Source organism: Bradyrhizobium sp. WYCCWR15520, from assembly GCF_056174665.1.
The window spans coordinates 166735-184983 of sequence record NZ_JBWBWM010000006.1; the positions used below are offsets into that span (position 1 = coordinate 166735).

General features: G+C 63.2%; 16 protein-coding genes and 1 pseudogene. 4 read left to right on the plus strand and 13 right to left on the minus strand.

Going from position 1 to position 18249, the window contains the following annotated elements:
- Position 1 precedes the first annotated feature (1 nt).
- The 3 genes from AC0QUY_RS08970 to AC0QUY_RS08980 all read right to left on the minus strand — a co-directional run bounded on the left by AC0QUY_RS08970 (position 2) and on the right by AC0QUY_RS08980 (position 3688).
- Positions 2-1090 carry an ABC transporter ATP-binding protein gene (locus AC0QUY_RS08970; protein ID WP_475386566.1) on the minus strand — a complete coding sequence of 363 codons (1089 nt, stop codon included), beginning with the start codon at positions 1088-1090 and terminating at the stop codon, positions 2-4.
- Positions 1087-2631, minus strand: coding sequence for a glycerol-3-phosphate dehydrogenase (gene glpD / locus AC0QUY_RS08975; protein ID WP_475386567.1), 1545 nt, complete (start codon positions 2629-2631; stop codon positions 1087-1089). Before glpD ends, AC0QUY_RS08970 begins: the two co-directional genes overlap by 4 nt.
- Positions 2632-2773: 142 nt before the next feature.
- Positions 2774-3688 (minus strand): DMT family transporter, encoded by a 915-nt coding sequence (locus AC0QUY_RS08980; RefSeq protein ID WP_475386568.1) that lies wholly within the window; start codon positions 3686-3688, stop codon positions 2774-2776.
- 72 nt (positions 3689-3760) lie between these two features.
- On the opposite strand from AC0QUY_RS08980, the gene AC0QUY_RS08985 reads away from it, so the two are divergent.
- Positions 3761-4369 carry a CGNR zinc finger domain-containing protein gene (locus tag AC0QUY_RS08985; protein ID WP_475386569.1) on the plus strand — a complete coding sequence of 203 codons (609 nt, stop codon included), beginning with the start codon at positions 3761-3763 and terminating at the stop codon, positions 4367-4369.
- Between the two features lie 10 nt (positions 4370-4379).
- Here the strand turns inward: AC0QUY_RS08985 and AC0QUY_RS08990 are convergent, their stop codons facing one another.
- Positions 4380-5213 carry a DeoR/GlpR family DNA-binding transcription regulator gene (locus AC0QUY_RS08990; RefSeq protein ID WP_475386570.1) on the minus strand — a complete coding sequence of 278 codons (834 nt, stop codon included), beginning with the start codon at positions 5211-5213 and terminating at the stop codon, positions 4380-4382.
- 224 nt (positions 5214-5437) lie between these two features.
- Here AC0QUY_RS08990 and AC0QUY_RS08995 point away from each other — a divergent pair, with 224 nt between their 5' ends.
- Positions 5438-5893: a nuclear transport factor 2 family protein gene (locus AC0QUY_RS08995; RefSeq protein ID WP_475386571.1), complete on the plus strand. Its 456-nt coding sequence runs from the start codon at positions 5438-5440 to the stop codon at positions 5891-5893.
- A gap of 24 nt (positions 5894-5917) precedes the next feature.
- Here the strand turns inward: AC0QUY_RS08995 and AC0QUY_RS09000 are convergent, their stop codons facing one another.
- Positions 5918-6106 (minus strand): hypothetical protein, encoded by a 189-nt coding sequence (locus tag AC0QUY_RS09000; protein ID WP_161849524.1) that lies wholly within the window; start codon positions 6104-6106, stop codon positions 5918-5920.
- A 143-nt stretch (positions 6107-6249) separates the two neighbouring features.
- On the opposite strand from AC0QUY_RS09000, the pseudogene AC0QUY_RS09005 reads away from it, so the two are divergent.
- A pseudogene (locus tag AC0QUY_RS09005) lies at positions 6250-6549 on the plus strand (glycine zipper domain-containing protein); the annotation flags it as partial.
- 139 nt (positions 6550-6688) lie between these two features.
- On the opposite strand, the gene AC0QUY_RS09010 reads toward AC0QUY_RS09005, so the two are convergent.
- The 6 genes from AC0QUY_RS09010 to AC0QUY_RS09035 all read right to left on the minus strand — a co-directional run bounded on the left by AC0QUY_RS09010 (position 6689) and on the right by AC0QUY_RS09035 (position 14750).
- Positions 6689-7117: an acyl-CoA thioesterase gene (locus tag AC0QUY_RS09010; protein ID WP_475386572.1), complete on the minus strand. Its 429-nt coding sequence runs from the start codon at positions 7115-7117 to the stop codon at positions 6689-6691.
- Entirely contained in the window at positions 7114-9207 is a 2094-nt protein-coding gene (locus AC0QUY_RS09015; protein ID WP_475386573.1) for a 3-hydroxyacyl-CoA dehydrogenase NAD-binding domain-containing protein, read from the minus strand. Before AC0QUY_RS09015 ends, AC0QUY_RS09010 begins: the two co-directional genes overlap by 4 nt.
- Positions 9208-9209: 2 nt before the next feature.
- Positions 9210-10493, minus strand: a complete 1284-nt coding sequence (locus tag AC0QUY_RS09020) for an acetyl-CoA C-acetyltransferase (RefSeq protein WP_475386574.1) — start codon at positions 10491-10493, stop codon at positions 9210-9212.
- Positions 10493-12760, minus strand: a complete 2268-nt coding sequence (locus tag AC0QUY_RS09025; protein ID WP_475386575.1) for an acyl-CoA dehydrogenase — start codon at positions 12758-12760, stop codon at positions 10493-10495. Before AC0QUY_RS09025 ends, AC0QUY_RS09020 begins: the two co-directional genes overlap by 1 nt.
- A gap of 241 nt (positions 12761-13001) precedes the next feature.
- Positions 13002-13268, minus strand: a complete 267-nt coding sequence (locus AC0QUY_RS09030; protein ID WP_475386576.1) for a hypothetical protein — start codon at positions 13266-13268, stop codon at positions 13002-13004.
- A gap of 258 nt (positions 13269-13526) precedes the next feature.
- Entirely contained in the window at positions 13527-14750 is a 1224-nt protein-coding gene (locus tag AC0QUY_RS09035) for an SMP-30/gluconolactonase/LRE family protein (RefSeq protein WP_475386577.1), read from the minus strand.
- 361 nt (positions 14751-15111) lie between these two features.
- Here AC0QUY_RS09035 and AC0QUY_RS09040 point away from each other — a divergent pair, with 361 nt between their 5' ends.
- The gene (locus AC0QUY_RS09040; RefSeq protein ID WP_475386645.1) at positions 15112-16338 is read left to right on the plus strand and encodes a serine hydrolase domain-containing protein; all 1227 of its coding nucleotides are present in this window, start codon (positions 15112-15114) and stop codon (positions 16336-16338) included.
- Between the two features lie 13 nt (positions 16339-16351).
- On the opposite strand, the gene AC0QUY_RS09045 is transcribed toward AC0QUY_RS09040, so the two are convergent.
- Together AC0QUY_RS09045 and AC0QUY_RS09050 are read right to left on the minus strand one after the other, a co-directional pair.
- Positions 16352-17128, minus strand: coding sequence for a potassium channel family protein (locus tag AC0QUY_RS09045; protein WP_475386578.1), 777 nt, complete (start codon positions 17126-17128; stop codon positions 16352-16354).
- Positions 17129-17188: 60 nt separating this feature from the next.
- Positions 17189-18181 (minus strand): L,D-transpeptidase family protein, encoded by a 993-nt coding sequence (locus AC0QUY_RS09050; protein ID WP_475386579.1) that lies wholly within the window; start codon positions 18179-18181, stop codon positions 17189-17191.
- Positions 18182-18249: the final 68 nt, after the last annotated feature.

Consider the following 18249-nt stretch of genomic DNA (forward strand, 5'->3'; position numbering starts at 1 on the left):
CTCACATGCTCTTGGTTTGTGATGGTGCGGCGACCAGGCGGTCGGCTGCGTCGAACACGAAGACATTGTCGGGATCGAGCACGGCATCGAGCACATGGCCGGGCTCGTACTCATGCACGCCCGGCAGCACCGCGACCCAGTTGGAGGCTCCGCGGTTGAGATGCACAAAACTTTCCGAACCGGTGATCTCGGTCACGGTGACGGTGGCGTGAAAGGCATGGCGGCCGGCGACGCCGTTTGCCACTTCGAGCTGATGGGCGCGAAAGCCGACGCGATACGGACCGTCTGCGAGCGATGCGTAAAGCCCGGTGGCCGGCGCCTGGATGCCGCCGGCATATTGCACGGACCCGTTCTTCTTCTCGATGCCGACGATGTTGAGCGGCGGATCGGAGAACACCTGCGCCACCCGCAGCGTATCGGGCTGGCGATAGACTTTTGAGGTATCACCGGCCTGCAGAACCTTGCCTTCCCACATGCAGACGGTGTTGCCGCCGAGCAGCAGAGCCTCCGAGGGTTCGGTCGTGGCATAGACGAAGATCGAGCCCGACGCTTCGAAGATGCGCGGCAGTTCAGCGCGCAATTCCTCGCGCAGCTTGTAATCGAGATTGGCAAGCGGCTCGTCGAGCAGGACGAGGTCGGCGCCCTTGACCAGCGCGCGCGCGATCGCCGTGCGCTGCTGCTGGCCACCGGAAAGCTGCAGCGGCGTGCGCTTTAGATAGGGCTCGAGCCGCAGCAGTTTTGCTGCCTCCTGGACCCGCCGGTCGATTTCCTCACGCGGCCTGCCCTGCACCCGCAGGGGGGAAGCGATGTTCTCGTAAACCGTCAGCGAGGGATAGTTGATGAACTGCTGATAAACCATCGCGACCGACCGCTGCCGCACATCTGCGCCGGTGACATCGTTGCCGTCGACCAGCACGCGGCCGGTTGCAGGCTTATCCAGACCGGCGAGCAGCCGCATGATCGAGGTCTTGCCCGACAGCGTCGGTCCGAGCAGCACGCTCAGCGTGCCGCGTTCCAGCGTTAGCGAGACGTCGCGAATGGTCGCCATGCCATCCACGGTTCGCGTGACATGTTCGAGCGTGACGCTCATGGCCGTCCTCCCGCCTCACGCAAAGGACGTTCGTCGGAGCCGCTGTTGGCCTTGATCCATTCGTCGAGGGCTGCGATTTCGTCGGCCGACAGCCGCAAGCCGAGCTTGGACCTCCGCCACACCACGTCTTCGGCGCTGCAGGCCCATTCGTTCGAAATCAGATAGCGGACCTCGCTTTCGGTCAGCGTAGCGCCAAACGACTGGCCGAGGTCGGCGAATGATTTCGCGTTGCCGAGCAATTTTGTCGCACGCGTGCCATAGGCATGCGCGAGCCGATTGGCGTGCGCCGGTTCGAGGAACGGATATTTCCGTGTCAGTTCCGCGGTCAGCGCAGCGACCGCCGAAACATCCATGTCGCCGCCGGGCAGCGGCGCCTTGCCGGTCCAACCTTCTTTGTCTTTCGCACTGTGCAGGTAGGGCGCGAGCCGCTCCAGCGCTTCTTCCGCCAGGCGCCGATAGGTCGTGATCTTGCCGCCATAGATCGACAGCAGCGGCGCGCCGCCCGGCGTGTCGAGTTCGAACACATAGTCGCGCGTCGCCGCCTTCGCTTCGCTGGCGCCGTCGTCGTAGAGCGGGCGCACGCCAGAATAGGTCCACACGACGTCGGCAGGCAGCACCGGCTTTTTCAGGTACTCGCTGGCCGACGCACAGAGATATTGAATCTCCTCGGGACTCGCCTTCACCTTGCCCGGATCGCCGTCATAGTCCCGATCGGTGGTGCCGATCAGCGTGAAGTCGTCCTGATAAGGAATGACGAAGATGATGCGGCCGTCGGCATTCTGGAACATGTAAGCGCGGTCGTGATCGTAGAGCTTGCGCACCACGATGTGGGAGCCCTGCACCAGCCGCACCTTCGCGCGCGCGTTGACGCCTGAGCCCGACGAGAGCACCTGTTCGACCCATGGACCGCCGGCGTTGACCAGCGCGCGCGCCTGGATCGTGGTGCGCATACCGCTGATCGTGTTCTCGACGGTGAGGTGCCAGATGCCGTCGATTTGCCTGATCTCGACCGCGCGCGAGCGGGTGTGGATTTCTGCGCCGCGGTCCGCCGCATCCCGCGCAGTGAGCACGACGAGACGCGCGTCATCGACGAAGCAGTCGGAATATTCGAAACCGCGCCTGTAGCGGTTGGCGATCAAGGGTTTGCCCACTTCGTCATGGACGAGATCGACCGAGCGTGTCGGCGGCAGCAGATGGCGGCCGCCAATATGGTCGTACAGGAACAACCCTAGCCTGAGCAGCCATGCCGGGCGCAAGCCGGAATGGTGCGGCAAAACGAAACGCAACGGCCTGATGATGTGGGGTGCGATCTGCCAGAGAACTTCGCGCTCGATCAGCGCTTCGCGAACCAGGCGGAATTCGTAGTATTCGAGATAGCGCAGCCCGCCGTGCACCAATTTGGTCGACCAGGACGACGTTCCACTCGCCAAGTCATTCATTTCACAAAGGAAAACGGAATTGCCCCGGCCTGCCGCGTCGCGCGCGATGCCGCAGCCATTAATACCGCCTCCGATAATGGCGAGGTCGAATATCCGATCCAACAGACGCTTCCCCGGCGATCGCCCGTTCACTTCGGCGATTTTACTTTCGGATTAGAGTTAATCACAAACAAAAACGAAAGCAAGTCGAAAGCAAGAAGACGAAAGAGGGGCTGGCAAGGGACGCCCTGATTGATCGACGCGGTCAGGTCCGCTGCTGTGGCAGCGGACCTCCGCTCACGATGTAGACGCCTACGGAAATCCCGGCGATCGCAATCCAGTCCGTCGCCGTCGGCCACTCGCTGAGAATCGGGATTGCCATGACAGCTGTCATCGCCGGGGACAGAGCGGCAAACGCCGCCCCGCTCGAAGCGCCGAGGATGCTGACGGCGCGCCCGTAGAAGACGAGGGATACGATTGCGGTCAGAAGCCCCTGCACGAACGCTTGAAGCGCCAGATCGCTCCATGAGACTTTTGCGAAACTCGCACCCTCCACGAACAAATAAGCGGGCATGTAGAGAAACAAGGCGCCGACGGCGGCGATCCCCGCCGCGTGCAGCCCATCAAGCCGCGCGTGACGCATCGCGACGGTGTAGCAGGCCCACGCCACGGCGGCCCCGAGAAACAGCGCGTGCCCGATCGCCTGCCCGGACCCGCTCGCGCTGCCGGTATCCCAAGCGATGCCGAAGACGCCGAGCAGGATCAGCACGAAGCCGATCTTTTTCGCAGCCGTGAACGGCTCTTGCAGGATCGCCGCGGCAAGCAGCGCGACCGCCAGCGGCATCACCCCGGGAAACAGCGCGCCGGCATGCGCAGCTGGCACGAACAGCAGGCCTACGTTCGCGAACAGGACGGGGGCGCCGCCACCGAGCACGATCGCCGCCAGCCCCATCCAGCCGAGACGCTTAAGAGCAAGGCCCTTGCTCACGACGTACGGCAGCAGCAGCAAACCGGCCACGCCGAAACGAAGCGCAGCGATGTCCCACGGCGTGAGGCTGGTCTTGAGGCCCAGGCGCGCCACCACGATCCATCCGGACCAGATGCTGACGGCGGCGAGACCGTAGAGTGCGCCGCGGATGTATTCCGCGGTGGTACGTCCAGCGACGGCAAAATCCGTCATCATGGCCTCCCGGTGGGAATGGACGGCGCGTAACCCTTTTGATATATTTTACAGGTTACGATGGAGCACGACGTGAGGCAAGCAGAACGCGCCAATCCGTTCGAATGGAGCGGTGGGCATCCGGCTCTGGACCTCGTGAACACCCTGGATGAGCGGCCCTCGCCCACGCCGATCGAGAACCTGGCCACGTATCATGACCTGACACGCTTCACGGCGCTGGCGGGACTGCTCGATCGTCGGACCGCAGCACGTCTGCAACGGCTCGATAGCCGCTCCGGTTCGCACATCGTGAAACGCGCGCGCAAGCTTCGCGAGCATCTTCATGATGTGCTGGCTGCTGCAAATTCAGGCCGGCCCGCACGGCAGGGCGATCTCGACGCGCTATCCGCCGCGATCCGGGCGGCCCATGCGGCCCAGACCCTGGTCTCCTCGCCCTCGCTCGGATTGGCCAATCGCCGCTGGTCTCCTGCGCTGACGCGCGAAATTCCCCTGCATGCCTGTTCGCTCGCTATCGAATGTCTACTCGTGGACGAAGATCGCAAAAGAATTCGCAAATGCAGCGCCTCAGACTGCGACGTCTATTACCTCGACACAAGCAAGGGCCGGCGCCGGCAATGGTGCAGCATGCAAGGCTGCGGAAATCGCGAAAAGCAGCGGCGATGGCGTTCCGCGACGCGATAGGGCCGAAGCGCTATCGCAGTCGCACGGCGGCGGCAGGAGGAATCGGCTCGCCCGGCTCATCGATATCCGCCGCCGGCTTCTCCATCGCCTCGATCACCTCGATGCCGCGATGGTGGCAGATGTTGGCAAGTCCTGCCGGCAACGGCGCGTCGGTCACAAAAGTCTGGATCTGACTGAGATGGGCGATGCGCACCGGCGCGCTGCGGCGGAGTTTTGTCGAGTCCGCGACCAGCATGACGCTGCGGGCGTTCGCGATGATGGCCTGCGCCGCCTGCACCTCGCGATAGTCGAAGTCCAAGAGCGCGCCCTCCTCGTCGATCGCGGAGGCGCCGATGATGGCGTAATCGACCTTGAACTGGCCGATCAGGCTGATCGCGGTCGAGCCGATCACCGCGCCGTCGGCGCGGCGCACCGCACCGCCCGCCACGATCACCTCGATGCGCGGGTGCCGGTAGAGCAGCATCGCGACATTGAGGTTGTTGGTGATGACAAGCAGGTCCTCATGCGAGGTCAGCGCGCTTGCGACTTCTTCGGTCGTGGTGCCGATGTTGATGAACAGCGAGCAGCCGTTCGGAATCCGCGACGCCGCGGCGATGCCGATCGCCCGCTTCTCCTCCGCTGCCACGAACCGCCGCGCCTCATAGGCGAGGTTTTCGACGCCGGAGGCGATGATCGCGCCGCCGTGGATACGGGTCAGCGAGCGCTGGTCGCAGAGGTCGTTGAGGTCCTTGCGGATGGTCTGCGCCGAGACCTCGAAGCGCTTGGCGAGGTCTTCCACCATCACCCGGCCAAAGGCGCGGGCGATGTTCAGGATCTCAGTCTGGCGGTGGGACAGTCCGGCCATGGCGGCACCCTTGAGATACTTTGGGGCACGAGGACAGTTTGGGGCACAAAGTTGCCGTCATGGTGCGGCTGATTGGCGTCGCGGTCAACGAGGGAGATCGGCCGCACGGGCAGCCGACGGGCCGAAACAGGGAAACTGGTTAAGGCAAGCGAAGTAGTACGCGGCGCTCGACAAAACGACAGATGGCTGAAAGAGTGCCGCACAACTCAAAAATGGAGGAAACCATGAAGATCGATCGGCGTCAGCTCGCCCTGCCCGTACTCGCGCTTGGGCTGACACTTGGGCTCATGAGCGCCGTCCCCGCGTTTGCCGGTGCGGACGAGGATGCCATTGCGAAGAACGTCGAAGCCTTCCGTGCGGCACAGGCCGCTGGCAATGCCGAAGGGATCGCCTCACTCTGCGCCGAAGAACTTAGCTACAGCCACTCGAACGCCAAGGTCGACACCAAGGCGGCGCTTCTCGACGGCGTCGCCAAGGCCAACTACAAATGGACGTCGCTCGAATACAAGGATCCCACGATCCGCGTCGTCGGCCCGACCGCCATCGTGCGCTTCAACTTCGTCGGCGAGCAGGAGTTCACCGACGGCAAGAAGACGCCGCAGAACCTGCACATCCTGATGAACTGGCAGAAGCAGGGCAACGACTGGAAACTGCTATCGCGGGCGGCCACCAAACTCTGACCTGCACACGACCGGCGCTGGCGGCTAAGCCGCCAGCATCATCCCACTGGCGAGACGGCAGGCCGCGCGCTCGGCCTCCCGCGCGTTGCGAAAAATCTGACCTTCCAACTGGTTGAAGCGGTGCGAGGCGGCAAAGAACCGATAGCCTTCCGGCGCGCGCACGATGATCCCCGCCGGCTGCGAACCGACTTCGATAATATAGGTGTCCGACATGACCCAGCCTCTGATTTCTTCCGGGCTTACAACGGGTTGCAGGGCAGATTGTTCCCGCTTCGTCGTTGCGTCGTGAGGCCGGTTTATGTCAAAGCTGGGCGTGGAATACACTGGCGAATCGCCCAAATGGCCGGAGAACTGACATGATGCCGAAATTCGCGCTCTCGATGCTGGTCGCTCTGGCGGTTTACGCGCCGCTCCAGGAGGCGGCGGCGCAGGAAAGCACGCTCGGCGGCGCACTGTTCGGCGGCGCCGCGGGCGCGATCGTCGGCGGCGCGCTCGGCGGTGGCCGAGGCGCAGCGGTCGGCGCGATCGTGGGTGCCTCGACGGGGGCCGCAATCGGCGCCCAGGGCGAGCCACGGCCCGGCGGTTATCGCTGGTATCAGGGCGGCTGCTATGTGGAGCAGCCCGGCGGCTGGCAGGCAGTTTCGCCGCGCTATTGCGGCGTCCAGGCACAATACGCACCGCCGCCGCCCCGCTATTACGACGACACGCCGCGCTGCATGCGCTCATCGACCTACGATCCGCGCCGTGGCACGTTCATCGGCCGCGACGGCTACGAGCGTCCCTGCCCGTAAGATTTTAGGTCTTAATCACGCCGTCCGCTCCAACCGGCTGCGGACGGCCGTTGTCGTCGATCGAGACGTAAGTGAAATTGCCGTCGGTCACCAGGATCTGTTGCAATTCCTTGCGGCGCACGACCCACGCTTCGAGATGGATCGTGAGCGAGGTGCGCCCGACCCGCACCAGATTGGCGTAGACCGAAACGAGATCGCCGACATAGACGGCTTTGCGAAAATTCATCGCCTCGATCGCCACCGTCACGGTGCGGGATTTGGCGATTTTGGAAGCAGCTACGCCGCCGCCAATATCCATCTGGCTGAGCAGCCAGCCGCCAAAAATGTCGCCATTGGCGTTCGTGTCGGCCGGCATCGCCAGCGTGCGGATGCAGAGCTCGCCGCGCGGCTCGGTTTCGGTGTTGGGCGGCGCGTGCACATGCGCCTCCGTCACTTGAACGTCTCCCAGCCGGCATCGGGCGTAAACCGGCCGCCGAATTTGTCGGTCAGCGCTTCCAGCGTCGAGACCACGTTCTCCACGCCCCGGGTTCGCGCATAGTTCAAGGGACCGCCGCGGAACGGCGCGTAGCCGGTGCCGAAGATGACCGCGCCGTCGACGACGTCGGCGTTGTCGACGATGCCCTCGCGCAGGCAGGCGACGCAGACATTCGACATCGGCAGGATCAGCCTATCGATCATTTCCGCCGACGGCTCCGAGATCACGGACATGCCGCCGGTGTCGGCCTTGCCGTCCTTCCAGGTGTAAAAGCCCTTGCCGGTCTTGCGGCCGAGTTCGCCCTTGGCGACCTTTTCGCGCAGCCAGGCCGGCGTCGGCGGCAGCATGTCGCCGAATTTCGAGCGCAGCATGTCGCCGACATCGAGGCAGATGTCGAGGCCGACCTGATCGGCAAGTTCGATCGGCCCCATCGGCATCCCGAACTTCTTGGCGGCGGCGTCGATGACCGTCTTGTCGATCTTTTCGTCCAGCATCACCATCGCTTCCAGCATGTAGGGCGTCAGCGCGCGGTTGACGAGGAAACCGGGCGAAGACTTCACCGGCAGCGGCAGGCGATCGATGGCGCCGACAAAGGCCAGCGCCTCCTTCAAGAGTTGCGCGTCAGTGCCGTCATGGCTGACGACTTCGACGAGCTGCAGCCGCGAGACCGGATTGAAGAAGTGCAGGCCCAGCAGCCGCTCGGGCTTTTGCAGCGTGGTGCGCAGGTCCTGTAGCGGGATGCTCGAGGTGTTGGTGGCGAGAATCGCGCCCGGCTTCATCTTCGGCTCAAGGCCGGCGTAGACCTTCTGCTTCAATTCAAGCTTTTCCGGCACCGCCTCGATGATGAGATCGGCGTTCCGCACGCCTTCGGCCTGCATGTCCGGCATCAGCCGGTCCAGTGCATCGCGCACGGCCGTGCGCTTGCGCAGGATCTTGCCGTAGAGATCGGCGGCGCGCTTGATCGCGCCCGCGATCGGTTCCGGCTTCATGTCGGCTAGCGTCACCCGCAAATCCTGCCCGGCGCACCAGGCGGCGATGTCGCCGCCCATGGCACCGGCGCCGATGACGTGAACTTGCTCGATCTTGTTGCCGCTGCCGGCAAGCTTCTTCATCTGCTCGCGCAGGAAGAATACGCGGATCAAGTTCTGCGCGGTCGGCGTCACCATCAATCTGGCGAACGACGTCTTCTCCGCGCTCAGCATCGCCCGCCGGTCGCCGCCGTGCTTCTCCCAGAGATCGATCAGCGCATAAGGCGCGGGATAATTCGCTTCCGGCGCAGCCTTGGCGGCCTCGCGGCGCATCCGTCCGGCGAGGAATCCCCTGACGGGGCCGAGGCTCAGAATAGTGTTGAGCGGGCCCGGCTGTGCGCGCTTCAGGCGGCCGGACACGGCGTCCTTCACCGCATTGCGAACATGCCGCTCCTGCGTCACGGCGTCGACCAGCCCGAGCGACTTTGCCCGGCGCGCATCGATGGTCTTGCCGGTCAGCATCAGCGGCATCGCCTGCATCGGATTGACGAGCTGGGTGAAGCGCACAGTGCCGCCGAGGCCGGGATGCAGGCCGAGCATCACCTCGGGGAAACCGAACCGCGCGTCCTCGATCGCAATCCGCATCTGGCAAGCCAATGCCACCTCCAAGCCGCCGCCGAGGCAGAAGCCGTGGATCACGGCCACGCTCGGAACCCGCAAGGTTTCGAGGCGGTCGATCACCGCATGCGCGCGGCCGATCTCGGTCTCGACTGCGGTTACGTCGGTTGCGCCGCGAAACGCGTTGACGTCGGCGCCGGCGATGAAGCCGGATGTCTTGGCGGAGCGGATGACGAGACCTGTGGGACGCTGGCTTTCCAGCTCGGACAAGATCTTGTCCAACTCTTCGAGCAGGTTAGCCGACAGCGTATTGGCGCTGGTGCCCTCGCGATCGAACAACAGCCAAGCGACGCCATCGGCATCGCGCGTCAGCTTGAAATTCCTGTACGCGCTGTCGGCGCTTGGCGTAGGCCCGAGTTCGAGCACGCGATCGCCGAGAACATTCATGATCTGGCTATCCATGCTCACACCGTCTCTATCAGCATCGCGCCGCCCTGCCCGCCGCCGATACATTCGGTGGCGATGCCGCGCCTGGTTCCCAACCGTTTCATGGCATTGACGAGATGCAGCACGATGCGGTTGCCGCTGCAGCCCACGGGGTGGCCGAGGCTGATCGCGCCGCCATCGACGTTCAGTCTGGTCTGGTCGAGTTCGCCCGCCGCGCCGTCGAGGCCCAGAATCTCCTTGCAGAACTTCTCGTCGTTCCAGGCAGCAAGACAGCCCAGCACCTGCGTCGCAAACGCCTCGTTCAATTCCCAGGTCTCGATATCGGAAAGCGTCAGCTCGTTGCGCTTCAACAGCTCCGTCGCCGACAATACAGGACCGAGGCCCATGATGCCGGGATCGAGCGCCGACCAATGGCTGTCGAGAATAACCGCCTTCGGCACCAGTCCGTGTTTCGCCACCGCCTCTTCGGACGCAACGATCACCCAGGAGGCGCCGTCGGTGATTTGCGAGGAATTGCCGGCGGTGACCTTGCCCCAGGGACGTTCGAACACCGGCCTCAGCTTTGCCAGCGATTCCGGCGTCGAGTCCGGCCGCACGCCATCGTCATGATCGTAGAACTTGCCATCGCGCACAAATGCGGTTTCGACCTCGCCCTTGAGCCAGCCTTCCGATTGCGCCTTCGCCAGCCGCCGGTGGCTTTCGGCGGCATAGGCGTCCGACTGCGCGCGGGTCACGCCGAACAGATGCCCGACCACTTCGGCGGTCTGGCCCATATTCAGTTCGGTGATAGGGTCGGTCAGCCCACGCTCAAGCCCGATGATCGGCTTGAAATAGCTCGGCCTCACCTTGAGCGCGGCCATGATCTTGGCGCCGATGCCCTTGGCGCCGGCAAGGCCTGCGAACCAGCGCACGCCCTGTTGCGGCCAGACCAGCGGGGCGTGGCTCAGCGCTTCCGCGCCGCCCGCAAGAATGAGGTCCGAGACGCCCTCGCGGATGTAGCGGTAAGCGGTATCGATCGACTGCATGCCGGAGCCGCAATTGATCTGCACGGTGAAGGCAACCATCCGCTCGCCCATGCCGAGCCGCAGCGCAGCGACGCGCGCGGGATTCATCTCGTCGGCAATGACATTGACACAGCCGAGGATGACCTGGTCGAAGGCGTCAGGCGCAAACGGCTGCCGCGCCAGCAGCGGCCGGCCGCACTGCACTGCGAGATCGACCGGGGTGAACGGCCCGGGGCCGGAGCGCGCTTTCAGGAACGGCGTCCGGCTGCCGTCGACGATAAAAACCGGTCGCGCCATCAGCTTGCCGCCCTCTGTTCACCCAGTTCCTGGAAGAACTGATGCACGTCGGCGCCCTTCCTGTAAATCGGCGACAATGCCTCAGGTGCGAAATCATCAACCTCGATCACTTTGGCAACCGCCTCATGCGCGGCGGCCAGCTTCTCGCCCTGCGCCTGGGTGATGACGCCCTTCTTCACCGCCTCCTTCCAGTCATGCAGGCGCGCCGCGCGCATCTGCTTTGCGACGTCCTCCACCGCCGTGACCAGACGGAACGCCTTTTCCAGCCGCGCGATACCGCCGTCATCATCGACGGCTGACAGGTCGGCGGTGAGCCGGTCGCGTGCTGCCGACGGCTCCAGCACGAGCTGCGCACATTCATGCACGACACGGTCGGACGGCCCGGTCACCTTTGCGCCGAACGGCTGGATCAGGAATTTCAGGATCACAGCGACGAACCGGTTCGGCAGGTTGGCGAGGATTTCGGCGAAGCGGTTTTCGATGGTGCGGAAGCCGCTCGCCATGCACCATTCGAGTGCGGCGAAATCGGTCTGCTGGCGTCCCTCGTCCTGCCAGCGCTTGAGCGCGGCCGACAGCAGATAGAGTTCGGAGAGGATATCGCCGAACCGGGCCGAGAGCATTTCCTTGCGCTTGAGCGCGCCGCCCAGCGTCAACAGCGCCATGTCGGCGCACAGCGCGAACGCCGACGAATAGCGCGAGAGCTGACGATAGAACCGCGTCGCCTCGCCGGCATCGGGTGCCGGAGCAAATAGGCCGCCGGTCCAGCTCCGGCCCCAGGCGCGGAACATGGTCTTGAAGCTGTGGCCGACATGGCTCCAGAACGCCTTGTCGAAGGCTTCCAGGCCCCTGGCACGGTCGGCTTCACCCAGTGCATTCATTTCGTCGAGCAGGAATGGATGTGCGCGGATCGCGCCTTGGCCAAACACGATGAGATTTCGCGTGAGGATATTGGCGCCCTCGACGGTGATGCCGACCGGCACCGCACGATAGAGGCTGCCCATATAGTTCTGCGGTCCGTCGATGACGGCCTTGCCGCCATGGATGTCCATGGCGTCGTCGATCACGATCCGCATCCGATCGGTGGCATGCAGCTTCATGATGCCGGAAATGACCGCGGGATGATGCCCCTGGTTGAGCGCGGCGCAGGTCAGCCGGCGTGCCGCGTCGAGCAGGTAGGCGGTGCCGGCGATGCGGGCAAGCGGCTCCTCGATGCCTTCGAACTTGCCGATGGAAATGCCGAACTGCTCGCGGATGCGGGCATAGGCGCCGGTGGTGCGCGCCGCATAGGCCGCGCCCGCCGCCGACAGCGACGGCAGCGAGATGCCGCGGCCGGCGGCGAGCGCCGTCATCAGCATCTTCCAGCCCTGCCCGAGGCGCTCCTGCCCGCCGATGATGTAGTCCATGGGAATGAAGACATCGCGGCCCCAGTTTGGGCCGTTCTGGAACACCTGCATCGCCGGCAGATGGCGGCGGCCAATGTCGACGCCGGGCAGATCGGTCGGGATCAGCGCGACGGTAATGCCGAGTTCTTCCTCGGTGCCTACGAGATGATCGGGGTCATAGGCCTTGAAGGCGAGACCGAGCAGCGTCGCGACGGGACCGAGCGTGATGTAGCGCTTGTGCCAGTTGAGCCGCAGGCCCAGCACTTCACGCCCCTCGAAATTGCCTTTGCAGATGATGCCGGTGTCGACCATCGAGGCCGCATCGGAGCCGGCTTCCGGGCTGGTCAGCCCGAAGCAGGGAATGTCGGTGCCTTCGGCAAGGCGCGGCAGCCATCGCTGCTGCTGCTCCGTGGTGCCGAAGCGCATCAATAGTTCGCCGGGTCCAAGCGAGTTCGGCACCATTACGGTGACCGCTGCGGTCAGTGATCGCGAGGAGAGCTTGCGCACCACTTCCGAATGCGCATAGGGCGAGAAGCCGAGTCCACCAAATTCTTTCGGAATGATCATGCCGAAGAATTTGTGGCGCTTGATGAAGGCCCACGCCGCCGGCGGCAGATCGCGCCATTCCCAATTGATTTTCCACTCGTCGAGCATGGCGCAGAGCTCGTCGACCGGGCCGTTGAGGAAGGCTTTTTCTTCATCAGTCAAAGTGGCCGGCGCAACAGCCAGCAATTTCGACCAGTCGGGATTGCCGGTGAAGAGGTCGGCATCCCACCAGACATCGCCCGCCTCCAGCGCCTCGCGTTCGGTATCGGACATCGCGGGCATGGCGCCGCGCGCGAAAGCGAAGATCGGCTTGCTGATGAAATCGCGGCGGAAGCTCATGGCGACCTCCTCATGATCGGGGCGCGACACCGCGCCTCACCTGGCCAAACGCAGTTCATTCTAGCTGAAAAGCTCGGAATTCGGGGCCGTTAGCGCCCGGAATGAAGCGAAATTGATAAACCGGGAGATAACGGCTGATGTCCCGGACCCGTTCCAGCACGACTTGCATTATCCGGCGGTTGAAGACGGACGTTGCAGGATGGTCCTGCGGCGGCGCCGGCCCGACCAGCGGGCGAACTTCTTACGAGTCGCGCTTGTGGCGTTGTCGTTCGTTGGGGACGAACACGGCAAACACTTCCCTAACGCGAACGGCCGGCGTCACGTCGCGGGTAAAGCGAAGCTCCGCCGTCGTCCGGGTCTCTTCGACGCGCGGCGCATAAAGGGCGCTGCCATAGAGCGATCCGTCGAACCGCAAATTGCTTTCGTTGTCAGTGAGGTAAGCGTTCGAAACAAACAGGAATACGAGCAGCGTCGATCCGACGACGGTAAAATATTTGAATATGGGCATTGGTATACGAGCCTTCCCCTTCTTTGGAGGGAAGGTGCATCGCGCGTCATCAAAGCGAGGTTTAAGGGCGCCCAGCTTTTGCCCGAACGGTTGGCTGCCAGTTGCCTATTTGTGACAAATCCTAATGAATCGCCGTGGATCGACTAGCGAGACAACCCCGCGGCAGCTGCTCCACCCCGCCGTTGCGAGCAATCGCTTCGAACGATCGGGCCTCCGGCTCGCGCCGGTGCCCGATCGCAAAATTGAACCAAGAACCACTCAGCCCGGTCCGGCACCCTGCGTTGCCGTGTACACGGCGTAGAGCGACTGGCTCGCAGCCATGAACAGGCGATTGCGTTTCGGTCCGCCGAAGCAGATGTTGCCGCACACTTCGGGCAGGCGGATGCGACCGATCAGCTTGCCATCCGGCGACCACACCGTGACGCCGCTATAGCCGACCGCGCGGCCGGCATTGCTGGAGCACCAGACATTGCCGTTGACGTCGCAGCGCACGCCGTCCGGTCCGCATTTCACGCCATCGACCATGAAGTCGCTGAACCGCTTGTGGTTGCTGAGCTTGTTGTCGGTGCCGACATCGAACACGAACATCTCGCCCTTGCCGCCCGGACCGGTATCACCCGGCCCCTTGCCGGTGCTCGCAACGTAAAGCTTCTTATAGTCGGGCGAGAAGCAGAGGCCGTTGGGATCGGGCACCTGCTCCTCGGTGACGACGAGATCGATGCGGCCGGACGGATCGATGCGATAGCAATTGGTCGGCAGCTCGCGCTTGCCCGGCACGAAGCCGGCTGGCTGGCCGATCCTTGGATTGAGCTTGCCGGCGGAATTGCTCGGTCCTCCAGCAACGTCGGGCTCGCCCTCGTAGAGCTGGCCGCCATAGGGCGGATCGGTGAACCAGTAGCTGCCATCCGGATGGGCGACGACGTCGTTCGGCGAGTTCAGCTTCTTGCCATTGTAGGAATCGGCCAGCACGGTCGCGGTGCCGTCGTGCTCGTAGCGCACCACGCGCCGGGTGAGATGTTCGCAGGAAAGCTGTCGCCCCTGGAAGTCGAACGAGTTGCCGTTACTGTTGTTGGACGGCGTGCGGAAGACGCTGACGTGACCGTCGTCCTCCGACCATCGCATCTGCCTGTTATTGGGAATGTCGCTCCACAGCAAATAGCGCCCCTGCGAGCTCCAGGCCGGGCCTTCCGCCCACAACAGTCCGGTATGGAGACGCTTGATCGCGGTGTTGGGCTGAGCGAGGTCGTTGAAGGACGGGTCGACGGCAATGATGTCGGGATCCCAGAAATAGGTTGTCGGGGCGCCGCGCGGACTGAAATCGCGCGGCGGGCTGGTGACTGTCGACGGCGGCGCCACGGGGCCGGTCTGGGCCAATGCGCTGCCTATCCCGGTGGCGGCGGCGCCTGCACATGCCGCCAAGCCCTGGACAAGCGTTCGTCGCGAGATCGTGGCTTCTGAATCGCACTCCTCATGGCGCGTCATCGAGTCCTCCCAAATGTGTTTGCCGGCCGTTGATCCGGCCTGGCAACTTGAGGTTAATCCGGACTGCGTCCGGTTGCGAGAGCCGCTTCGGATTCGGGCTCGCCTAATGAAGCTCGCAGTCGATCATGGCAACACCTCGTCCAAACGAGAGTCTGTCCGGGAGAAAGCCTCCGTCGTCGCTTGGGGCAATTGCCCACGTGGCTATCAGGCGGGCGACATGCTAGTCATTCGCCGGTTCGTCGAACTCTCCGGCAAATCCTCCCCGCGGGACAACAAAATGAAAACGCCGATGCGACAGACATTGCGCTGCACCGCGGGATCGCGCGCCGGACGGCTCCTTGCCGCGGTCTTGTCGTTGGCGATGTGGACCAGCACGGCTGCGGCCAACCAGGCGGCCAGCATCCCCGCGCCGTCTCTAGACAAGCTCGAGCGCATCACTGAATTTTTCAACAATGAGGTCGCGACCGGAAAGCTGCCGGGCGCCGTCATATTGATCCAGCAGCACGGCAGGCCGGACTATCTGAAATGTTTCGGCGTCCAGGATGTCGAGACCAAAGCTCCGATGTCATCAGACACGATCTTTGCGCTTCATTCGATGACGAAGCCGATCACCAGCGTCGCGGCCATGATGCTGATCGACGCAGGCAAGCTCTCGCTCGCCGACTCCGCCTCAAAATTCATTCCGGCATTTGCCGACGTCAAGGTTGGAGTGGCGTCCGCCGCGGCTGACGGGACGCCCTTTCTGAAACTTGTCCCGCCGGACCGGCCGGTGACGATCGAGGACCTGCTGCGCCATACCTCGGGCATCACCTACGACTACATCGGCGGCAAGCTGATCGACAAAGCGTATAAGGACTCCGGCCTTTTCGACGGCAGGTACAACAACAAGGTGTTTGCAGAGCGCATCGCCAGGTTGCCGCTGGCAAGACAGCCCGGCACGCTTTGGCGCTACGGCCATTCGACCGATGTGCTCGGCCGCATCATCGAGATCGTATCCGGACAGACGCTCTATCAATTCGAGAAGCAGCACATCTTCGATCCGCTCGGCATGACCAGCACCAAATACGTTCTCGAAAGCGCCGGCGAACACGCCCGGATGGCGGAGCCGCTGCCGAACGACACCATCCTGAAGGATTCAGAGGCTGAACGGCGCGCCCATCCCGAATGGGAGTCCGGCGGCGGCGGGTTGGTCTCGACCTTGAACGACTATGCGCGCTTTGCCCAGATGATCCTCAACGGCGGGGAGTTCGACGGCAAACGCTACCTCAGCCCAGCGGCGTTCAGGGCGATGACATCTGACCATGTCGGGCCGACGTCCGGCGTTGCGCGGGATTATTTCTACTTTCCCGGCGATGGCTTCGGCTACGGTTATGGTCTTGCGGTACGCACCGATCCGGGAAACGCCAAACCGCCGCCGCCGGGTTCAATCGGCGAACTCAAATGGGATAGCGGCAGCGGCACCTATTTCGGGGTCGATCCTCACCTGAACATGATCTACATCATGCTGGAGCAGACCCAGAACGAACGGGGCCGCATCCTGCCCGCCTTCAAGAAGCTGGTTTACGACGCATTCGCCACGGACAATTGATCCGGTCGCTGCGCTACGTCAAACCTTCGTCGGGAATATTGAGCACGTTGCCGCATGCCTTGCAGTGGACCGCATCGCTGTCGTGACGCTGCAATCCGCAGGTGGGGCAGGAAAACCGCACCTTGTGCGGGGTCAGCAGCGCGCGGGCGAGATTGAAAAACAGGGTCACGCCGAAAATCATGATGACGACCGTAATCATGCGGCCGGCCGTTCCCGACAGGGTAATGTCGCCAAAGCCGGTCGTCGTCAGCGCGGTCACCGTGAAGTACAGCGCGTCCGCATAGTTCGCAATCTGTGGATTGCGAAACTTCTGCGTCTCGTAAACGATCGCAGTCATCACGAAGATGAATACCGCGAGGTTGGTGACCGCAAAGATGACTTCCTCATTGCGCCGGAAGAAATTGCTGTCTTCGCGCAGACGCGCCAGCATCTGGTAGTCGCGCAACAATCGCAGCGTCCTGAGCACGCGAAGAAAGCCGCCGGCTTCTCCCGCAAGCGGCGCCAGGAATGATATGATCGCGACGATGTCCGTCCAGGTCGAGAAGCGGGTGAATTCGCGCAGCCGATGCCGGCTGACCAGCAATCGCGCGGAAAAATCCGCAAGGATAACGACCCCGAACAGAACGTCGAACGTTTCGGTGATTTCATTCGAAGGCAGGAACGACGTCGCGATGATGAACAAGACAGTTACGATATCGAACACCAGCAGCGCATAGCGAAAACGGACGCCCTCCGGCGTCGCGCCCTCGTAGAGGCTGCGAGTGCTTCGTCTTATGGAAGCGAACGACATGGCGGCATCTTCACCATTCGCACGTGCTATTGCAAATGATGGTTGGTGGCGACAGAGAAATCACTTCCTGTTGGCCGCCTCGCGTTCGATGAACGCCACCTCGGTGCCCTTCTTCAGGAGCATTGCCAGCCTGTCGGCGTCCCAGTTGGTGAGGCGCACGCAGCCATTGGACTCTGACTTGCTGACTTTAGACGGGTTGGGCGTCCCGTGAATGCCATATCCTTCCTCTGAAAGTCCGATCCATTGCGACCCGACGGGATTATTGGGGCCGGGCCTGATCTTGAAGGCTCGTTTGGATTTGACTCCCTTGAACTTGTAATCCGGATTGTACCGGTAATACGGATTTGCATCGATCGAGATCACCTTGAGGACGCCGCCGGGGCTCGGCTTCTCCTCGCTGCCCACGGTCGCGGGAAAAAATGCGATCAGTTCGGAGTTCGCGAAGGCTTTGACGGTTTGAGACGCCTTGTCGACCTCGACACGCGTCACGGCCGGCTTGCCCTCCTTGGCCGGGACGTTGACCACCGCGATCGTTTGTCCGGCCTCGTCGAATTTCTTGCCGGGATTAAGAGCTGCGAGCAGCGCTTCGCTCATGTGAAACTTTTCGGCGAGGGCTTCCCGCGGGCTGGTGTAGTCCAGCGACTTGAGGTCTTTCAGGTCTTCCATCTTCTCAGGAAGCTTCTTCAGGAACGGGCCTTTGACGTCCTTGTCCGCGATCTTGTAATCGACGACGACCGGATCCGAACCGGTGGCAAGCAAAGCGGCCCAGATTTCGGAAGTCAGGGGCTGCTTGCCTACGGCCAGGCCTTTGGATTCGGCAAACGCCTTCAGGGCTTTCTGGGCATTCTCGCCAAGCTTGCCGTCGATCTCGCCCGGGGAGAAATTGGCGCGGTCGAGCAGCACCTGAGCCTTGACGATGACGGGATCGATCTTGCCGTTGGCCGGCAGCTTGCCCTTGAATTCCGCGTTGTTGATAGCTGCCGCGTCGGGGCCGGCAACGGCCGGCGCGGCGAAGCAGGCGAGCAGAAACAGCCCGGCAAACCAGCGGATCATCGGCAATCTCCCAAATACGGACGATAAAGATTTCGACGGGCCGGAGTTCCCTGCAGCCGTCGGTTCAG

Coding starts and splice junctions, on each gene's coding strand:
- AC0QUY_RS09035 (WP_475386577.1), bottom strand. CDS start 14,750: ATGACGCGCCATGAGGAGTGCGATTCAGAAGCCACGATCTCGCGACGA.
- AC0QUY_RS09050 (WP_475386579.1), bottom strand. CDS start 18,181: ATGATCCGCTGGTTTGCCGGGCTGTTTCTGCTCGCCTGCTTCGCCGCG.
- AC0QUY_RS09030 (WP_475386576.1), bottom strand. CDS start 13,268: ATGCCCATATTCAAATATTTTACCGTCGTCGGATCGACGCTGCTCGTA.
- AC0QUY_RS09045 (WP_475386578.1), bottom strand. CDS start 17,128: ATGTCGTTCGCTTCCATAAGACGAAGCACTCGCAGCCTCTACGAGGGC.
- AC0QUY_RS09000 (WP_161849524.1), bottom strand. CDS start 6,106: ATGTCGGACACCTATATTATCGAAGTCGGTTCGCAGCCGGCGGGGATC.
- AC0QUY_RS08995 (WP_475386571.1), top strand. CDS start 5,438: ATGAAGATCGATCGGCGTCAGCTCGCCCTGCCCGTACTCGCGCTTGGG.
- AC0QUY_RS09020 (WP_475386574.1), bottom strand. CDS start 10,493: ATGGCGCGACCGGTTTTTATCGTCGACGGCAGCCGGACGCCGTTCCTG.
- AC0QUY_RS08980 (WP_475386568.1), bottom strand. CDS start 3,688: ATGACGGATTTTGCCGTCGCTGGACGTACCACCGCGGAATACATCCGC.
- AC0QUY_RS08990 (WP_475386570.1), bottom strand. CDS start 5,213: ATGGCCGGACTGTCCCACCGCCAGACTGAGATCCTGAACATCGCCCGC.
- AC0QUY_RS09025 (WP_475386575.1), bottom strand. CDS start 12,760: ATGAGCTTCCGCCGCGATTTCATCAGCAAGCCGATCTTCGCTTTCGCG.
- AC0QUY_RS09040 (WP_475386645.1), top strand. CDS start 15,112: ATGTGGACCAGCACGGCTGCGGCCAACCAGGCGGCCAGCATCCCCGCG.
- AC0QUY_RS09015 (WP_475386573.1), bottom strand. CDS start 9,207: ATGGATAGCCAGATCATGAATGTTCTCGGCGATCGCGTGCTCGAACTC.
- AC0QUY_RS08970 (WP_475386566.1), bottom strand. CDS start 1,090: ATGAGCGTCACGCTCGAACATGTCACGCGAACCGTGGATGGCATGGCG.